Annotated in this window: 13 protein-coding genes; 3 read left to right on the top strand and 10 right to left on the bottom strand. The window is 51.2% G+C overall.

Going from position 1 to position 19337, the window contains the following annotated elements; genetic code table 11:
• The first annotated feature begins 9 nt into the window (after positions 1–9).
• The 3 genes from rodA (at position 10) to Q2J34_RS04690 (ending at position 4440) form a co-directional block, all read left to right on the top strand.
• The gene (gene rodA / locus Q2J34_RS04700) at positions 10–1467 is read left to right on the top strand and encodes a rod shape-determining protein RodA (RefSeq protein ID WP_298886220.1); all 1458 of its coding nucleotides are present in this window, start codon (positions 10–12) and stop codon (positions 1465–1467) included.
• Between the two features lie 524 nt (positions 1468–1991).
• Positions 1992–3080 carry a mannose-1-phosphate guanylyltransferase gene (locus Q2J34_RS04695; RefSeq protein WP_298886218.1) on the top strand — a complete coding sequence of 363 codons (1089 nt, stop codon included), beginning with the start codon at positions 1992–1994 and terminating at the stop codon, positions 3078–3080.
• A 16-nt stretch (positions 3081–3096) separates the two neighbouring features.
• Entirely contained in the window at positions 3097–4440 is a 1344-nt protein-coding gene (locus Q2J34_RS04690) for a DUF2851 family protein (RefSeq protein WP_300969406.1), read from the top strand.
• An 846-nt stretch (positions 4441–5286) separates the two neighbouring features.
• Here Q2J34_RS04690 and Q2J34_RS04685 read toward each other — a convergent pair.
• The 10 genes from Q2J34_RS04685 to Q2J34_RS04640 all read right to left on the bottom strand — a co-directional run bounded on the left by Q2J34_RS04685 (position 5287) and on the right by Q2J34_RS04640 (position 18895).
• Entirely contained in the window at positions 5287–6726 is a 1440-nt protein-coding gene (locus Q2J34_RS04685; RefSeq protein WP_300969405.1) for a DUF3868 domain-containing protein, read from the bottom strand.
• Positions 6727–6764: 38 nt separating this feature from the next.
• Positions 6765–7376 carry a DUF3575 domain-containing protein gene (locus Q2J34_RS04680; RefSeq protein WP_298887363.1) on the bottom strand — a complete coding sequence of 204 codons (612 nt, stop codon included), beginning with the start codon at positions 7374–7376 and terminating at the stop codon, positions 6765–6767.
• Positions 7377–7632: 256 nt separating this feature from the next.
• Positions 7633–8871 carry an NADH:ubiquinone reductase (Na(+)-transporting) subunit F gene (gene nqrF, locus Q2J34_RS04675; protein ID WP_298887360.1) on the bottom strand — a complete coding sequence of 413 codons (1239 nt, stop codon included), beginning with the start codon at positions 8869–8871 and terminating at the stop codon, positions 7633–7635.
• A 21-nt stretch (positions 8872–8892) separates the two neighbouring features.
• A complete protein-coding gene (gene nqrE / locus Q2J34_RS04670) occupies positions 8893–9507 on the bottom strand; it encodes an NADH:ubiquinone reductase (Na(+)-transporting) subunit E (protein ID WP_007364974.1) in 615 nt (204 codons plus the stop codon).
• Between the two features lie 51 nt (positions 9508–9558).
• Positions 9559–10182, bottom strand: a complete 624-nt coding sequence (locus Q2J34_RS04665) for an NADH:ubiquinone reductase (Na(+)-transporting) subunit D (RefSeq protein ID WP_297114699.1) — start codon at positions 10180–10182, stop codon at positions 9559–9561.
• A gap of 22 nt (positions 10183–10204) precedes the next feature.
• Complete coding sequence (gene nqrC / locus Q2J34_RS04660) at positions 10205–10954, bottom strand: NADH:ubiquinone reductase (Na(+)-transporting) subunit C (RefSeq protein WP_298887353.1); 750 nt, start codon at positions 10952–10954, stop codon at positions 10205–10207.
• 14 nt (positions 10955–10968) lie between these two features.
• Entirely contained in the window at positions 10969–12192 is a 1224-nt protein-coding gene (locus Q2J34_RS04655; protein WP_293964332.1) for an NADH:ubiquinone reductase (Na(+)-transporting) subunit B, read from the bottom strand.
• Positions 12193–12259: 67 nt separating this feature from the next.
• Positions 12260–13615, bottom strand: coding sequence for a Na(+)-translocating NADH-quinone reductase subunit A (locus Q2J34_RS04650; RefSeq protein ID WP_300969404.1), 1356 nt, complete (start codon positions 13613–13615; stop codon positions 12260–12262).
• 519 nt (positions 13616–14134) lie between these two features.
• Positions 14135–15790, bottom strand: a complete 1656-nt coding sequence (locus tag Q2J34_RS04645; RefSeq protein ID WP_300969403.1) for a RagB/SusD family nutrient uptake outer membrane protein — start codon at positions 15788–15790, stop codon at positions 14135–14137.
• Positions 15791–15829: 39 nt separating this feature from the next.
• A complete protein-coding gene (locus Q2J34_RS04640; RefSeq protein ID WP_300969402.1) occupies positions 15830–18895 on the bottom strand; it encodes a SusC/RagA family TonB-linked outer membrane protein in 3066 nt (1021 codons plus the stop codon).
• Positions 18896–19337: the final 442 nt, after the last annotated feature.

Genomic DNA, 19337 nt, shown 5'->3' with positions numbered 1-19337 from the left:
ACAAGCAGCATGCCATACCTTAGCAAGCAACGACGTAGTAACCTCCTGATGCGCCTCGACTGGCCGCTCATCATCCTCTACCTCCTGATGGTGGCTGGGGGGTGGCTCGCCATCTGTGGAGCTACGTACGACTTCACACCGGGGCATCTGCTAGAGATGGGAGGCCGACCGATGCAGCAGCTGATATGGATCTCCTTAGCTCTGGTACTGGGCGGCGTTGTACTCCTCATCGATGAAGACCTCTTTGAGTCTGGAGCGCCTTACTTATATATCTTCTTCATACTCCTGCTCATCGTGACTGCCATCGTAGCACCTGACATCAAAGGCTCCCGCTCGTGGCTCGTCATAGGACCCGTCAGGGTGCAGCCCGCAGAGTTTGCCAAGCTAGGCACCGCGCTCATGCTCGCCTACTGGCTCAATCGCCCCGAGTTCAAGCTCACCACCCTACGAGGCTATCTAGAGGTCTTTGCGATCATACTCCTACCGATGGCAATCATCATCCTACAGAGCGAGACAGGGTCGGCACTCGTCTTCTGCGCCTTCTTCCTAGCACTCTATCGTGAAGGCCTCTCAGGCGCCTTCCTCCTCCTCGCCTCGCTGGCCGTGATGCTCTTTGTAGTGGCACTCATGCTCGCTGACGTTAGCTGGGGCGCCACCGATGCTAGTCGCCTCCTCATCTGTAGCATCATCTCAGTAGCTACGATCCTCTACCTCAGCAGCATCGTACGGTGGAAGCCCCGTGAGCGACGCATCTTGTGGATCGTCAGCATCGTATACTTTGTCGGCATGTATGTCTCTCTGCGCTGGCTGCAGATCGACTACAGCTACGTCGCACTGATACTGATGAGCTGCATCATCCTCTTCTGCTTCGTTCGCGCCCTGCTGCACTACTCCCGCACCTACCTCTTAGTCGGCATAGCCAGCTTAGGGCTGCTCGCCTTCTCGCTCTCCGTCGAGTACGTCTACAACGACATCCTCGCACCGCACCAGCAAATGCGTATAGCTGTGTCGCTCGGCATCGAGCAGGATCCACGCGGCGCTGGGTACAATGTGGATCAAGCAAAGATCGCCATCGGCTCAGGCGGACTCACAGGCAAAGGGTTCCTCCAGGGCACCCAGACGAAGCTCAAGTATGTTCCCGAGCAAGACACCGACTTCATCTTCTGCACCATCGGTGAGGAGCAAGGTTTTGCGGGCTCCGTTGGTTTGCTCCTCCTCTTCCTCACCATGATACTCCGCATCATGTGGCGAGCGGAGCGGCACCCCTCCACCTTCGGGCGGGTCTATGGTTACTGCCTAGCGTGCGTCTTGATCTTTCACCTTATGGTCAATGTAGGTATGGTGCTAGGATTGGTGCCCGTCATCGGCATCCCGCTCCCCTTCTTCAGCTATGGAGGCTCCTCGCTCTGGGGCTTCTCGCTCATGCTCGCCCTTTTCCTCAAGATCGACGCTTCGGGCAAGCGATAGCCACTCCTCATCATAATTCGCCAAAAGCTCCAACCGCCAAAAGATACAACATACGCATATCCAATCCACGTGGAGAATCTAAATCTCCACGTGGATATTTTTTGTTCTCTACCTGGGCGAGAAAAATTTCCTCCGAAGTTTCATTTCATTCTTCCGAAGTTTTATTTCATTCCTACGTGGGAAACTTCAAATTCCTACCTGGGGATTGTTTCGTTCCAACGCGGGTGGAATTTTTTTGTCCCATCAGTATGGGACGACCTTTCAGAGCTATTTGCCCTATTATAAAGGTGGTTCACCGGACCTGCCGAAACCTCACGAGTAACGATGTGTAGAAACGATCGGTCGAGCGTCCGTCCCCGTTAAAACCACGATGCTGTAACCTCTGATACAACGGACGCACCGACGGTCTGCGTCCGAGCCGTGCGTTCCTACAAAGGGTTACACGTCACAGAATTCATACTCATTGCGTGGCACCCTTTTTATTAGTAGCTTTGTGACAGCAAACTCAAGACAACTCAACTCTCATGGAGCATTACTATTGTGTCATCATGAGTGGCGGGGTGGGAAGTCGCTTTTGGCCTATCTCACGTCAGTCACGACCCAAGCAATTTCTAGACTTCTTCGGTACGGGGAGTTCACTCCTACAGGATACGTACAAGCGGTTCCTGCGGATCGTCCCGGAGGATCACATCTACATCGTCACCCACGCCGACTATGTCGACCTAACTCTCGAGCAACTCCCAGGACTCAAGCGTGACCAAATCCTCACCGAGCCTCTACGACGCAACACAGCTCCATGTATCGCCTACGCTTGCTACCATATCCAGCAGCGCGACCCTAAGGCTTCGATCGTCGTGGCGGCTTCGGACCATGTCATTATGAACGAGGACAACTTCGTCCAGACGGTCAGCCAGGCACTTCACTTTTCGTCACTACATCCTTACCTCCTGACGCTAGGCATCAAGCCCACGGCTCCCGAGACGGGATACGGATACATACAGGTGGATTCTAGTGAAAAGCCTCTCGACGGGCAATATCACAAGGTCAAGGTCTTTACCGAAAAACCCAATCGTGAGATGGCCGAGATATTTGTCTCCTGTGGCGAGTTCCTCTGGAACAGCGGTATGTTCGTCTGGCATGTCAAGACGATCCTAGATGCTTTTGCCAAGTATATGCCCGAGGTGAGCAGACTCTTTACCGAACGGGCTAGCGACTTTGGCACTGATCGTGAGCGGGAGGCGATCGAGGAGATCTACCCCTACTGTCCGAGCATATCGATCGACTACGGGGTCTTGGAAAAAGCAGACAACGTGCTGGTCACGCCGGCTACCTTTGGCTGGGCTGATCTAGGCACCTGGGGCGCGCTCTATGACCAGAGCTCCAAGGATCAGACGGGCAATGTGACAAATCACGAGAAGACCCGATTCTACGAGTCGATGAATAATATCCTCTACATTGATGACCCTGACCTGCTGGCAGTCGTGCAGGGCGTCGATGATTGTATCATCGCTAAGCATGGTAACGTGCTGCTCATCTGCAAGCGTGAGGCGGAGCAAAGTATCAAGAACTATGTCACCGATGTGGAGATAGAGGCTGGACAGGACTACATCTGATCTGACCAAATAGACGATGCAGGAGACGTGGCTACACCAGATATGGGGCAATAGGCTCTACGAGTCGCTCACCTTCGAGCCACACCCCTGCATACCCGATGGGGTGACGCCGATCGTCATCGACCCAGGGCGATACAATACCAATGGCGGGCCCGACTTTAGCAATCTCAAGCTACGTATAGGCTCCCTGACCTGGGCGGGCAATGGCGAGATACATTGCCATGCGACAGACTGGCTACGCCATGGGCACCAGCTAGACCCGGCCTACAATAATGTACTGCTACATATCGTGCTGCAGGACGATGGTCCCATCTCTCTGCAGGCTGGCACGCCACCTATCACCTGTCGTATGCAGATCAATCCTGACTTGCTGGCCATAGCGCAGCAACTCACTGAGGCTCCGCAGATACCTCGCTGCGGGGAGGCTTGTAGCCAGCTTTCCGAAGAGGTGCAGGCCGACTGGTTTGCACAGCTTACGCGCGAGCGACTGGACAAGAAGTGCCTGCAGATAGAGGCGGCGATGAGTTTTTTCAAGGGAGATCTAGCAGCGGTGACCCATCTCTTCCTAATGCGTTACCTAGGAGGTAAGGTGAATAATGATGCTTTCGAGCAGATTGCTCGCCAACTCTCCCCGTCGATCCTACTCAAGCACAAGACTGCACCTTTGACCCTCGAAGCTCTACTCCTGGGCATGGGCGGACTGCTAGAGAGTGACCCGATATCCCCAGAGGTAGGCCAGTATAGGGAGCGACTGAGTGAGGAGTTTACCTTCCTAGCACATAAGTACCACCTGTCTCCCCTACCGCCAGGAACCATCCGTATGCTACGGCTGCGCCCGAGTGCCTTCCCGCATCGTCGGCTGGCTTACCTTGCAGCACTATACTACCGTAGTGTCAATCTGCCGGGAGAGCTACTCCGCACATCCTCTCTGGCTCATCTCGAGCAGCTGCTCACCGTCACACCCACCGACTACTGGCAGCGGCACTACCACTGGGGGAGCGAGACGGATGCTCAGCTTGGCACCATAGGACGAGCGACCATCGAGAGCATTGCGATCAATGTGGTCATACCGCTCCAATACTACCTTACACAGGAGCGTGACCTGCTCGGGCTCTTCCTAGCGAGCGACTCTCTGATGAGTGCACATGACCTTCCTGCGGAGCGTAACAGCGTCGTGCGTCGCTTCGTCCACGAGGGGCTACGTCCCCGCAGTGCTTATGACACGCAGGCACTCCTGCAGCTCTACGGGAGCTACTGCGAGCCGCGTCGCTGCTGGCTGTGTCCCGTAGGGCGTACGCTCTTACAGAGCTATGGTGCCATGACCCTACCGCCCTCTGTTGGTGAGGCAACCCACAAATAAGGCAATCCCCACAAACTCTACAAGCGCCCTGTGGGCTAATTCCTATTTTTGAAGTGCTGGGCGGAAGCTAGGGCTCGATGCAGGGCTGACGCATTATACAATGAGCTCATGAGCCTCTCCACTCCTCGCTTGTCGCTCATGTGTAGCTCCTGACAGAGCGATTATGAGGCGTCGACACGAGCTGGGCAAATCCAACGCTGAGTCGTTACCGTAATTTAGATCTGGCTACGTATAGAAACGGCACTATATCGAGGAAAACTGATTTCCACGTGGATATTTCGAAATTTCCACGTGAGAAAGAAAAAATTCCTCCGAAGTTTCATTCGTTTCCTCCGAAGTTTCATTTGATTCCTCCGAAGTTTCATTTCACGCCCACGTGGGAAATAAAAAACTTTCACGTGGAGATTTGAGGTTTTCCACGTGGATATTCGAGAAAGGAGGGGATCGGACAAATATCCCCGTAAAGATATGTAAATAGAGATTAGAGGGCAGAGGTTAGAGGGCAGAGCTGACACATTATATATAGTGACCTCATGAGACTATTGCATAAAGGCGAGTCACTGTGTTGCTTTCGGGATTCGGCTTCGGTCACATACGGAGGTATGCTCCCGTCAGACCTCACCCTCAGGGTCTTGCGCTTCATCCCTTCTGCATAGTCTAGACAATCTTGCAAGCAAGATTGTCTAGACTATTGACTTTTGCAACAGTCTCCTTAGAGCTATCAAAAGAGGTTGATCTTGTCAACAGAAGAGGCACCTCCGTCAGGATGACCGAAGTCGTCCTAACGGAGGTGCCTTATCTAGCGTGATACTTATCAGCTCAGTGACAAGTATTGACTGTCAACTATTAGTTGAAGTAAAGCTTCTCAGCCTCAGCCTTGCGACCCATCATGTCAAGCGCGATAGCTGTGGGTAGCTTAGCACGACTGTCAGACTGAATGGTAGAGAGTACTCGATATGCTTCCTTAGCGTTCTTGTCATACTGAAGGAGCGCATTGGCATAGTTGAGCTTAGCAACAGGATCGTTAGCGTTTTGCTCATAAGCCGTGCGATAGATAGCTACAGGGTTCTCGCCTCTTGCCACCTTCTGATTAGCTAGCGTATAGAGTTCACTGAGGCTTAGCAGCTTAGAATTGGTCGAGTAGATGTGTGCCAGCTCAGAGACCTCAAAGGGACGTACGCGATAGCTCATCGTGAAGGTAGTGTGACGGAGCTTAGGATAGTAGTTGTCGAGAAGGTCACGATAGACCTTGCCACCATCGAGAGCCTTGATGTCTGCCTCACGCTGCGTATCTGTATCGTACTTGTCGATAATGTCGAGAAGCGTCTGACGCTCAGGCATGCTGCTAGCATCTATGAGCTTGCGTAGACCATCCCAGTCCTCGCCCTTGCCCTCGGCAACGACCTCGACCTTACTGAAGAGTGCCTTGTGAGCATCCTTGACATAGTTATAGAGGGTCTTGGTACGACGATCAGAGAGTGCTAGGTTGTAGTCAAAGGGAGCCTCGGGAGATGCGTAACCATAGATGTAGACGGTGTGTAGCTCTGCACCCTCGATCTTGGTTGCCTTCTTTACGAACTGATCGAGACGAGCTAGCTCGGCAGCATTGTTCTTGAAGTCCTTGCGAAGGTCATGCTTGTCTACGACGAACTGGATGTTCGCATCAAAGCTCTCTGCGTACTCCTTGAAGGCAGTAGCAGCAGGCTCTATATAGTTGTACTTATAGTCTTCAGGACCAAAGGCTGGCATAGACTGTGGATCACCTTGTGCTAAGAGTGTACCCTTAGGACAGTTACCACAGCTATAAGTGTCGATCTCTAGCTCCATGTGTCCATTAGCCATCCAGCTCTCGAAGGGGCGCTCGTAGGCCATGTGTGGTAGATCCTTGATGCCTCGTGCATAGACAGAACCCTCGGGGCGTGAGTATATCTCCTTAACTAGTGAATCACTGTTGTAGAGGTTGTGCTGACGCTTGATGATCTTGTAGCGAGCATTGCCAGCTACATAGATGTTGGGTAGTCTTAGGGACTTACTTCTGTCTGCAGAGACGTAAACAGGAGTAATGCGTACGAGTTGCTGTGAGCGTACATTGGCATAGGGAGCTGCATCTAGGTTGATGCATAGCACATTGCGCTCTATGTCACGTGTGATCGTGCAGTGCTCTGCTGATAGAGCAATCGTCTGTGTCTCCTCCGCCTTGGAGTATTGCTGAGCACATAGTGTCCCTCCGACGGTAAATAGTAGCGTCGAGAGGAGTATGAGTAAGCGGGATATCTTGATATTCATAGTCTTTGTGTCTGTATTATTAGATGTGCTACTGACGATTACTTGAAGAAGAAGACGTACGAGATCGTAGCCTTCGTAGGTCCGACATAGTTGGCTTTGCCCTCATCGACCTTAGTACCACAGCGCTGGCAGGGGTACTTGTCATATAGTATACGAGCATAACCTGCGCCGAGAGAGAACTCGAGCGAAGAGCGCGTCGAGAGTACCCACTGGTAGCCTACGCTGAGACCACCTCCGTAGAACCACCCTTCGTAGCGGTGATCCTTCATGATGGACTCTTTGTTTTCTAAGATGAGGGGATAGGGGATGTTGACACCGCCTACGTTCATCTGACCTACATGTCCATGTAGACCGAGGAACCACCCATTGAAGACATCGCAGAACCAGTAGCGAAGCTCTGGTTGAGCCATCCAGTGTGCCCACTTGGTCGTGCTGTAGTTGGGCTTGCTCGCATCGAGATTGAAGACAAACGAGTTCCAGCCGAACTGCGTGTCTAGAGTAAACTTCTTGCCCATCGCAAACTCAAGTGAGAGGTTGGGCGTAAGAATGGCATCGTAAGCGAAGTTGTGCTTGAGAGCAACTTGCTGTGCCGTGGCCGCAAATCCAATGGTTAGGACGAGGCCGATGGTAATCACTATCTTTCGTATCATAGTAAGTGGTTTGGCTACATTTTCAACTATTTCTGTGGGACAAAGTTACGTGTTTCATTTCAAACAAACTAATTTATTAGGGTAGTTCGACTTATCAAAAGCGGTATTTCTTTTGACATTTTCAATATTTCCGAATCTACGAGCATTGTCAAAAGGATATTTGCCCCATATAGTTAAGGCGACAACACACTCCTAATCTAACAGAGCTGTGCTGTCGCCTTATCCTTGTTTCATTGCGAAGTGTCGCTGAGGTGCCTTAGCCGAAGTTATCGAAGTTGATCTGCTCGGGCGGTACGCCTAGATTGTCTAGCATCGTAATGGCAGCTGCCGACATAGGGCCAGGACCGCACATGTAGTACTCGATATCCTCAGGAGCTTCATGATCCTTGAGGTAGTTGTCGTAGATGGCTTGGTGTATGAAGCCCGTCAGACCCGTCCAATTGTCCTCAGGCAGTGGTGCCGAGAGTGCAATGTGGAAGGAGAAGTTCGGGAACTCACGCTCGATGGCGCGGAAGTCCTCCTCGTAGAAGATCTCACTGCGTGAGCGTGCACCATACCAGAAGGAGACCTTGCGGGTTGTATGCTCCGTGAGGAATAGGTGTAGGAGCTGCGCACGTAGCGGAGCCATACCTGCACCTCCACCGATATAGAGCATCTCAGCATCAGAGTCCTCGTGGATGTGGAAGTCTCCGTAAGGACCACTCATGGTCACCTTGTCGCCAGGCTTGAGGCTGAAGATATAAGAGGAGGCAATACCTGCGGGCACATTCTGCCAGGTGTGGGTCACACGATCCATCGGAGGTGTGGCGATACGTACGTTGAGCGTGATGATGTTACCCTCGGCAGGATAGTTTGCCATAGAGTAAGCACGGACGGTCTCCTCAGTGTTCTTTGCCGTAAGGCTCCACATATTGAACTTGTCCCAATCGCCACGGAACTGATCCTCGACTGCGTAGTCGCTGTACTTGACCTCGTACTTAGGGATCTTGATCTGGGCGTAGCTACCGCTCTTGAAGTCCATGTGCTCGCCCTCGGGGAGCTTGACGACAAACTCCTTGATGAAGGTAGCTACATTCTTATTGGAGATGACTTCGCACTCCCACTCCTTGACACCAAAGACGCTCTCGGGGACGATCACCTTCAGATCTTCCTTGACTTTGGTCTGGCAGCCGAGACGCCAGTGTGCCATCTGCTCTTTGCGGGAGAAGAAGCCCTTCTCAGTGGCGAGGATCTCTCCCCCACCCTCTACGACACGACAGCGACACTGTCCACAGCTACCGCCACCACCACAGGCACTAGAGAGGAAGATGCCTTCGTTCTGAAGCGTGTTGAGGAGCGTACCACCCATCGGCACCTCTAGATCCTTGACATCATTGACATTGATGTGTACATTGCCAGAGGGGATGAGCTTACTCTTAGCTACTAGGAGTACCACGACGAGGAGCAGTACGACCAGCAGGAAGACCGCTACACTCGAGACTATTATTAAGGTCATTTGATCCATATCTGTAGGCGATTAGAGTTTGACACCTGAGAAGCTGAGGAATGCGATACCCATCAGACCAGTGACGATGAGCGTGATACCAAATCCTCTCAAAGGCTTCGGTATATTACTATAAGCTAGACGCTCTCTGATAGCTGCTAGACCAACGATAGCTAGCATCCAACCGATGCCAGATCCAAGGCCATAGACCGTTGCCATGCCTGTATTGATGAAGTCACGCTGCTGCATAAAGAGCGAGCCACCGAGGATCGCACAGTTCACAGCGATGAGCGGTAGGAAGATACCGAGCGAGTTGTATAGCGAAGGGCTGTAACGCTCCACAACCATCTCTACCAGCTGCGTAAAGGAGGCGATGACGGCGATGAAGACGATGAGCGATAGGAAGCTCAGATCGACCGAAGCAAACTCCGCCCCGAGCCAGCTCAAGGCTCCCGCCTTAAAGACGTAGGTCTCCAGAAGGTAGTTGATCGGTAGTGTACAGGTAAGGATAAAAGTTACTGCCAGCCCCAATCCCAGTGAGGTCTTGACGTCTTTGGATACAGCTAGGTAAGAGCACATACCTAGGTAGTAGGCAAAGATCATATTGTCGACAAAGATCGACTTGAAAAATAGACTTAGATAATCCATTGCTTAGACTTTAATCTGTGTGTGACCAATGTATTATATGGATTGGAGAGCTTACTGCTCCTGCAGATCCTTGTTTTTACTGCGCTGTATCCATACGATACAAGCGAGGACGATGAGTGCCATAGGAGGCATGATCATCAAGCCGTGATTGACGTAGCCCATGTCGTAGAAGGACTGCGGGATAATCTGATATCCGAGTAGTGATCCTCTACCGAGCAGCTCACGGACGAAGCCAATGATCACCAAGACGAGTCCATAGCCTAGACCATTGCCGATACCATCGAGGAAAGAAGCCTTAGGACCATTTGCCAAGGCAAAAGCCTCGAGGCGACCCATCAAGATACAGTTCGTAATGATCAGACCAATGTAGACCGACAGCTCCTTAGAGACATCGTAGACATAGGCCTTGAGCACCTCATTGACGATCGTCACAAGCGCAGCAACCACCACCAGCTGTACGATGATACGGATACGATTAGGTATCGTGTTACGCAGCAGCGATATGATTACGTTCGCAAAGGCGACGACCACTGTCACCGATAGAGCCATCACTAGAGCGGGCTTGAGCTGAGCGGTGACCGCCAGTGCCGAGCATATACCGAGCACCTGTACGGTGACTGGGTTATTCTTATTGAGAGGCCCTAAGAATACCTCTTTATTACTTATCTTACTCATAGCTTAGATTACTCTCTCTTGGTTATTCTACTGCTACTGCTTGAGCTCCACGTATCTGCTCTATGTAGGGGAGGTACTCGTGGATAGAGCTCCAGAGCATATTGTTGACACCATTGCTCGTGAGCGTACCGCCGGAGATGCCGTCCACGTAGTCTTGGTCATCGAGCGAGCGACCATGCTTGACGACGGCGATAGACTTAAACTGCTCGTCACGATAGAGTTGCTTGCCGACGAACTCCTTTGAGAAGTGCTTCGTAGCGATCTCTGCACCCAGTCCAGGTGTCTCACCAGCGTGCGAGAAGTCGGTACCATAGACGGTAGACCCATCTGCCTGCACAGCTAGGAAGCCCCAGATGGCTCCCCATAGACCAGCCCCATCCATCGGGAAGATATAGAGCTGCTGTCCCTCGACCTCCGCAACATAGACGGGGAGTCCGAGTGAAGGGTCTTGCTGACGAAGTTTAAACTGATTGGCCGTGTTCATCTGGAAAGCCTCATTCTGCGCAATCTGATCTCCCTCAAATGTAGCGATCACCTCGCCCTGGCCATTGACCAGTAGCTCCTGCTTGATCACCTTTGTGTAGGTGGGGATGACTTGATCTTTGGTAGGCTCCAGATGTACAGCACGTAGTATCTGCTGCATCTTGTCGATGCGCTCATTCTCTTGCTGAGGCTTGCGTAGAGCCACAGCCGTGAGCGCTAGAGCTATTGCGACTACGACCACCATAATGGCTGCGTAGAGGATCGTGTAGGTATTACTATCTCTATTCATAGTCGTAAGGAAGATCAATGTTTAGCTGCCGTTGCCCAGCGCTTCTTGCGCTTAGCGACGTTTTTGTTTACTACCACATAGTCGATGAGCGGTGCGAAGACGTTCATCAGCAAGATAGCGAGCATCATACCCTCAGGATAACCAGGGTTGAGGACACGTATGAAGACGCACATGACACCCACGAGGAGACCGTAGATCCACTTGCCCGTCTCGGTACGAGCCGAGGTAACGGGGTCAGTCGCCATAAAAACAAGACCGAAGGCAAAGCCACCATAGAGCAGGTGATGCGTGATGTCGAGCTGCATAGCAGCGGTCGTACCGATAGCGTTGAAGAGGAGCGTCATCAGCGCTGCACCTACTACACCACTCACGATGATCTTGTAGCTTGCCACGCCCGTCCAGATTAGCAGGATAGCACCGAGTAGGATCGCAAAGGTCGAAACCTCACCGATACTACCAGGTATAAAGCCCCAGAAAGCGTCCCATAGTGAGGAAGGCTCACCGAGCGTATTCACGATCGTGGGGAGCGTGTCGCCAGCCGTAGCCACCTGACCCAAGGGGGTAGCTCCTGAGAATCCGTCTACAGCAGCCGTAGCCATATCGCCACCACCACCGAAGCCAAAGATAGGCTCCGTACGGACGAACACTTTGTCACCTGTCATCGCTGCTGGATAGGCAAAGAAGAGGATGGCACGGGTTACCAGAGCCACGTTGAAGACGTTGTAGCCCGTACCGCCGAAGACCTCCTTGGCGAAGATCACCGACATTGCGACAGCCACAGCGATCATCCAGAGGGGTGTATCTACGGGCACGATCATCGGGACCAGCATACCTGTAACAAGGTATCCCTCTTGTATCTCCTCGTGCTTCCACTGAGCTACAGTAAACTCAATGCCTAGTCCCACTACGTACGAGACCACGATCTTAGGCAGTACTGCTAGGAAGCCAAACCAAAACATCGACCAGAAGCCAGCCGTCTGACCGATCGCGATGAAGTGCTGGAGTCCCACATTGTACATACCAAAGAGTAACGCAGGCACTAGTGCTAGCACCACGGTACTCATGACACGCTTGCTATCTATCGCATCATGTACATGCACGCCCCCTCGTGGAGCCGCCGTTGTGTGCGGCACATAGAGGAAGGTCTCAAACCCGTCAAAGAGCGAGTGAAACGCATGCAGCTTACCCCCAGGCTCAAACTGAGAGCGTCGCTTGTTGAATCTATCTTTTAGTGACATATAATATAGTAGTCATAGTCCATAGCCTTACGGAGACGGAGCTTTGCTCCCCCGAGAGGCTATCTTTTTAGTTCATCTCTTTATATAGTAGGTCTAGACCTTGACGCACGATGTGTTGCAGCTCCATCTTAGAGGTGTCGACGAACTCGCACAGCGCGAAGTCCTCGGGAGCCACCTCGTAGATGCCTAGCTCCTCCATCTTATCAATGTCAAAAGCTATAATCGCCTTCAGCAGATACTCCGCATGGATATCTAGCGGGAAGACACTCTGTAACTCATGACTCATGATCATCGCACGCTTGCCGCCCTTGAGGCGAGCATCCAGCGTATAGTGCTTGCGAGGCATGAGCCAGCTGAGATAGGTACGACTCTGGCTAAACTCGCCGAAACGGGGCATAGCCCATCCGAGCAGCTCATCACGATCAGACCCGTCAGGAATCACCGTGATCTGGTCGCAACTCATCGGGAGGAAAGGACGCTCCTCCGTGAGCTGTGTACCTGTCAGCACATCGCCTGCGATAACGCGCGTCTTACACCCATCCAGAGCCAGCTTACCCAAACTCTCGATACGACAGCCAGGCAGTATATCCATATAGCCATGCTCTGCAGCATGACTACCCATGATGGCAATGCGACGGCTGTAATCCACATGCCCCGTCATCAGAAGACGACCGATGAGTACCACATCTGTAGCACGAAGTGTCCAGACCGTCTCGCCCTTGTTAATAGGAGCCACATGGTTGATTAGCACTCCCACATTACCAGCAGGGTGTGGTCCTCTCACCTCTACGCCCTCCACCTCTGCGGGTAGCGTCAGCGGGCAGTCGTGTGCGACGCCTACGTAGACCTTGCCAGTTGTAAGACGAGCCAAGGCACGTAGTCCTATACGTAGCTCCTCCTCACGGCCCTCTAGTAGGTAGTCTATCTCAGGAGCTAGCGGAGCGGTCAGATGTGCTGTGACAAATATATCTCGTGGTGCGATCGTAGGATCAGCAATGCGATCGTAAGGTCTCTGACGTATGAGCGTCCATAGGCCAGACTCTAGCAGCAGAGCCTGTAGCTTGCTCGCTTCACCGTCGAGTAGTCCCTCTACGGCAAAGGTGCGCTGTGCCTGACTCTCATCTGGGCGTATCTCTACGCTCATAATCTTACGCTTAGCACCTCGATTGATCGCGACCAGCTCACCACTGACGGGTGCTGTGACCCAAACCTCTGGGTACTGCTTATCGTAGACAATCGGGTCGCCAGCCTCTACATGATCTCCCACATGCACCTTCATCTTGGGTGTCAGCCCAGGCACATCATCGGGCACCCATGCATAGGTGGACGATGCTCCGCCAGAAGGTGTAGTCAGGAGGGTACGGGGCGCAGTCCCATTTAGTTTGAGATCCAAGCCTCGCTTGATAGTTATCGTTCTTGCCATGACGATCTCTCTTTAGAATCCAACAATTGGTGCAAAAGTACTCATTTTATTTGGGACTAGCCTTCTTTAGGTAGAAAAACTCCAGGCTGACCTCTTATCGTCATCATTGGCTACCCCACGAGGCACTCTTTTTCGTCTCACAGGAGACTGTTGCATAAAGGCGCATCGCTGTGTTGCTTTCGGGATTCGGCTTCGGTCACATGCGGAGGTATGCTCCCTTCAGACCTCACCCTCAGCGCCTTGCGCTTCATCCTTTCTGCAAAGTCAGGACAATCTTGCTAGCAAGATTGTGAGACTGTTGACTTTTGCAACAGTCTCCACAGAGGCGATCTCCACGTGGCTATTTCCAAATCCCCACGTGCCCGCAACGCAAAAGACAAGAAGCCCCCGAGATAATCCACCAGCGTGGAGATATCTCGGGGGCTAGCTTTATTGTTCGGATCTCTTGCGACGCTCTATCCAGTCAGCTAGTCATACACTAGCCGTGGAGAGCCTGTCGCGGAGTCTTCTGATTGGAGCTTACCAGTTAGCTATAAGATCCTTATTTGCGAAGCGATCCTGAAGTGGGAACTCCCAGATGAACATCTTGTCCGTGTGAGACTTCTTGAGATCCTGACTCTTCTCGTGGAGAGCACCTGGCTTAGCAGCTAGAGCTTCCTGTGCGGGCTTACCCGTACGATCTAGATCTACCTGCCAGCGCTTGAGATCGGTCATGCGGGTTCCCATACCGACCATCTCACGTGTACGCTCATTCATGACAGTCTGCTTGATCTGATCCTGTGTCGTAGCCTTAAGTGGATCACCTAGACCACGAGACAGACGGAAATCCGTTAGAGTAGCCTTAGCACTTGCTACATCACCACTCCACGCCTCAGCCTCAGCCTTGATAAGCCAAGCCTCTGCAATGTCAAAGAGGTGAGTCGTATGCGCATAACTATAGAGGTGCTTATCACGATTCTGATCTAGATCTGGATTGCCTCTAAACTTGGAGACAAATGTAGCACCTGGAGCGTCATACACCGCTACCTCTACGCCATTGGGCGTCTTAGAGCCATCTTCAAACCAGTTTATATAGCGCCAGTCCTTATTCTCCTGAGCGGTCTCTGTGTCGATAGGCTTAGTATACAAGTCTAGGAGATACTGAGTAGGTAGCCATACAGGTACAGCAAGCTCTGCATCTTTCGTGTTAGGACCATACGCATCCTTGATGTAGCGGATGCCATGTAGGACGCCACCGACACGACCCACCTTCTTATTGGCATAGGTCTTGATCATGATCTCGGTAGAGGTCTCGTACTTCCAGATATTTTGGAGAGCCGTCTTATCCTTCTCATTATCCGTCTCAGAGGGCGCACCCTTTGTAGCGAGAGGATAGTTATCAATGAACTTCCCAACCTCTACGATAGCATCCTGATATTTATGCATCTCAAGGAGTATGCGAGCGCGTATAGCGTAAGCATAGTCATCAACGAGATAGCAGGGTATGCCATCCATATCTAGATCTTTATAGGCAGCCTTGGTGGGTAGATCCTTAGCAGCCTCAGCTAGCTCATTGAGACACCACTCGTAGACCTCCTTTTGTGTGGAGCGCGCCTTAGGCGTCTCCTTAAAGAGGGGGTCATACTTCTTCATCATGACGATACCAAGGTCACCACCATCGTTGGCATCATTATAGCGCTTAGAGAAGCGAACCATCAGACGGTAGTGAGCGAGCGCACGGAGAGTGCGAGCCTCTGCTATATAGTGCTTGATGTCTAGCTTATCTTCGTCTGATAGATTCTTCGTAAGTTCCTCATTTGCCATAAACTCTTCAATACGCATGATGAAGTAGTTGGCATCCTTGATGAGGGAGCAGTAAGATCCATAATAAGAAGCGATCTCATCTGCATTACGTAGCAACTGCTCATCCCAGTCGTAGAACTTACCATTGGCACCATTGTCACGTAAGTTGACGACATTGTAGAGATCAGCCTGATAGTCGCCGAGGACTAGATTCGCAGGAGACTCCGCTCCTCTGACCGTCTCAAACATGGCCTCACGCGTCCACTTGACATCTTGCATCGTCTTGAACTCGGTCTGTGCCTTGTTGCCCTCGGGTATATACTCTACTTTACAAGCAGCGAGAGCGAATAGCGATACAAGCAAGAGACCTAGGGTCTTGATATGTTGTTTCATACTATATTTTCTATTATAAGGTGATTAGATAATCCTCGCTTAGAACGTGATCTGAAGACCACCTACATACTGGCGTGTATTAGGATAGCTGTTCATAGCCATATTTCGGACAGCCTCTGGGTCAAATCCACTAAACTTAGTAAAGGTGAGTAGGTTACGACCTGTCACATAGACACGTACACCAGAGATGAGACCGATCTTCTCAAACCACTCGCTAGGTAGTGCGTAAGAGAGACGTGCGCTCTTCAAACGAAGGAACGAAGCATTCTCCAAGAGACGAGAGTCGAAAGCGATCTTCTCTCCATACTTAGGTACATCGGTATCCTTATTCTCTGGGGTCCAAGCCTCAAGAACCTTACGGCTCTTATTGTCTGAGAGGAAGTCTGCACTTAGATTCTCCGTAAAGTAGCGGTCATTATTCATAACCCACTTACCTACGTTGAACGACCAGTCGATGTCAAGTGCAAGACCCTTCCAGCTAGCGCCCATAGAGAAACCTCCGTTGAATGGAGCACGAAGCTTCTTGCCAGAGGCACGAAGCAACTTATCCTCCTCGTATTCCTCAGTAATGCGATCCTTAGAGATGTTGCCATTCTCATCAGGTACATACCACTGCTGCTTACCAGTCTCAGGATTGACACCAGCATACTCAGCCATTAGGAACTGCTCAGCCTCACCAGTCTTGTATATCAAGCTATAGCTCGGCATCTTGTACTCCTTTAGATCATAGAATAGCTTGGTGATCTTCTCGTGGTTGTAGTTGAGGACTGCAGAAGCGTATACATTCCAGTCACGTGTACGAACGATGTCGTAACTAACCGTTAGGTCAACACCAGTATTGGTCATCGAGCCTACGTTCTCATAGCGAGAAGCGAAGCCAGAGATGTAAGGTAGAGGTACTGACATAAGCATATCGTCTGTGATACGATGATAGATGTTTGTCACCGTGTGTAGGCGATTGTCGAAGGCATCAAAGTCTATACCGATATTGAGGTTAGACTGCTTCTCCCAGCCTAGATCAGGGTTACCGATTGTTGCTGCGTAGAGGCCGAAGATACCACTGTAGTTAACACGACTTAGGTGGGGATAGAATGCCAAGGTGGGGATAGAAGAGTTACCCGTAGTACCCCAGCTGGCACGTAGACGTAGCGTGTTGAGCCACTTGACATGCTCTAGGTGTGCACGATAGAGATCATAGGTAGCACCTGCTGAGTAGAAGAGAGCTGTCTGATTAGCAGCACCAAATCGTGAAGAAGCATCGCTACGTAGTGATAGGTCTAGGTGTAGGTAGTTATCAAAAGAGTAATTGACACGACCGAAGAAAGAGAGGTAGTTGTAACCACCCTTAGCTTGATCAGGAAGTGCTAGATCCTCAGGCTGTGTACTACCAGAGCCTAGGAGCATAAACTCAGAGTGCTCTAGACCATTAGCGATAGCTGCGATAACGTCTGAGCGGCTCTGAACCCACTCCTGACCAAGTAGGAATGTAAGCTTGTGCTTATCGGCAAAAGAGGTGCGGTACTCAGCTGTATTAGTCCATGTGAAGAGCCCAGAGAGACCACGCTGCTCACTTCTCCAACCACGCGGGTCGTTTTCCCAATAAGCACCTGGCAAGAAAGATCTAGAAGAGGTGCTGTGTGTCAAGTCAAGACCAGCTTGCGTCTTGATGACAAGACCCTTAATAGGCGTTAGCTCAGCGTAACCTCCGATGTTGGCTTGATAGCCATTAGAGACGTTATTGAGATACTTTTCAGTGATATCTCTAAAGACTACAGAACGTCCTATCTGAGGTAGGTACCAATAGCGACGTAGCTCACCATCCTTATCGTAAGGAGAGAGGTATCGAGGCTGCGAAAGAGCTCCGTACGGGCCCTCGTTTACATACGAATTACCCTCGAACCTAGATGCGTACTGCGTTGTAAAAGCTCCGAAAAGGTTAGTACCGACCTTAAGCCAGTCCTTAACACGAGAGTCAACGCTGACACGACCATTGTAACGCGTGAAGCTGTTGCGGCCACGGGTCAGACCCTCCTGTGAGAAGGTACCCATAGAGATGTAGTACTGTGTACGGTTGCTACCACCGCTGAAAGAGAGGTCAGCATTGTACGTAGGAGCTATACGTCCCATGAGGAACTTGAGCCAGTCGAAGTTGTAGTCTGCTGGATCATAGTCATCCACATCAAAGAGCGTAGTAAATGGCCATCTTTCTTTCTCATTCTCGGCCTGAGACTTCTCGTTTAGCTTCGCGAGGAGATCAGCCTTGGTTTTAGCCTTTAGGTATCCATGATCAGCCTGATACTCGAGTAGCTCATCACCAGTCATCATGTTGTCGTAAGGCTTTCTATTGATGAACTGAGAGACACCATACTGTGCATTGACAGTGATGTGTCCTAGCCCCTCCTCAGAGCGCTTACCCTTTTTGGTTGTGATGACGACGACACCGTTAGCAGCACGAGCTCCGTAGATAGAGGTAGAGGAAGCATCCATAAGGACGTTCATACTCTCGATATCGTTAGAGTTCATTGCCATGACGGTACCTAGGTCGGTCTGCATACCATCTACGATGTAGAGAGGTGTTGATCCAGCCGTCAGAGAACCAGCACCGTGGATCTGTACGTTTGCCACAGCGTTGGGGTCTCCAGAGGTTGTCAAGACGCTCATACCAGCGACCTTACCTTGTAGTGCGTCCATCACGTTGGCTACAGGCTTCTCAGCGATCTGCTCACCAGATACACGAGCCATAGAGCCTGAGATCGTGCTGAGCTTCTGTCCTGAACCGTAACCTACTACGACGACCTGATCTAGGGTCTGATCGTCAGTCGTCATGACGACGTTCATCACCTTGGAGATGGGTACGGAGATAGTCTTAAGACCTACGTAGGAGAAGGTCAGCTTCTTAGCAGAGGCAGGTACACTGAGTGTAAACTTACCATCTACGTCTGTCGTGGTACCGATAGAGGTGTTGCCCTCTACAACCACGTTCGCAAACATCACCGGCTCTTTACCCTCTCCCGAGGTTACAGTACCTGTGATGGTCCTATTCTGCGCCACAGCCCATCCTATGCTGGCCGTTAGCATCAGAAAGAATAGAGCCAATCTTTTCATAAAACTCTTCTTTAGCGTTAGTTATACATTGATAGTTTGAATAGTCTTACCCACCCACCACATCACGCTAGCAACGATGGCGGTGTGTCTCTGACATAACCTAATAGCAACTGATAGAAAACCTTCTAACGCTTGAGTCTATGCAGGCACCACCCTGCACAGAGCCTTCAACATTGCCGAAGGGAGTCTACCTTAACCTTTCGGAAACAAAGGTAGTACAAAAAAGCGTGGAAAGCAAATCTAGAGAGCTACCTAGATGCAACAAATTTCACGAGTAGCGATCATCGATTATTACAATGAGACTGTTGCAAAAGTCAACAGTCTCACAATCTTGCAAGCAAGATTATCTAGACTTTGCAGAAAGGATGAAGCGCAAGGCACTGAGGGTGAGGTCTGAATGGAGCATACCTCCGTATGTGACCGAAGCCGAATCCCGAAAGCA

The organism is Porphyromonas vaginalis (assembly GCF_958301595.1).
Classification (GTDB): Bacteria; Bacteroidota; Bacteroidia; order Bacteroidales; family Porphyromonadaceae; genus Porphyromonas; species Porphyromonas vaginalis.
The sequence above is the reverse complement of the archived record's forward strand: the minus strand, read 5'-3'. Positions and strand labels throughout refer to the sequence as shown.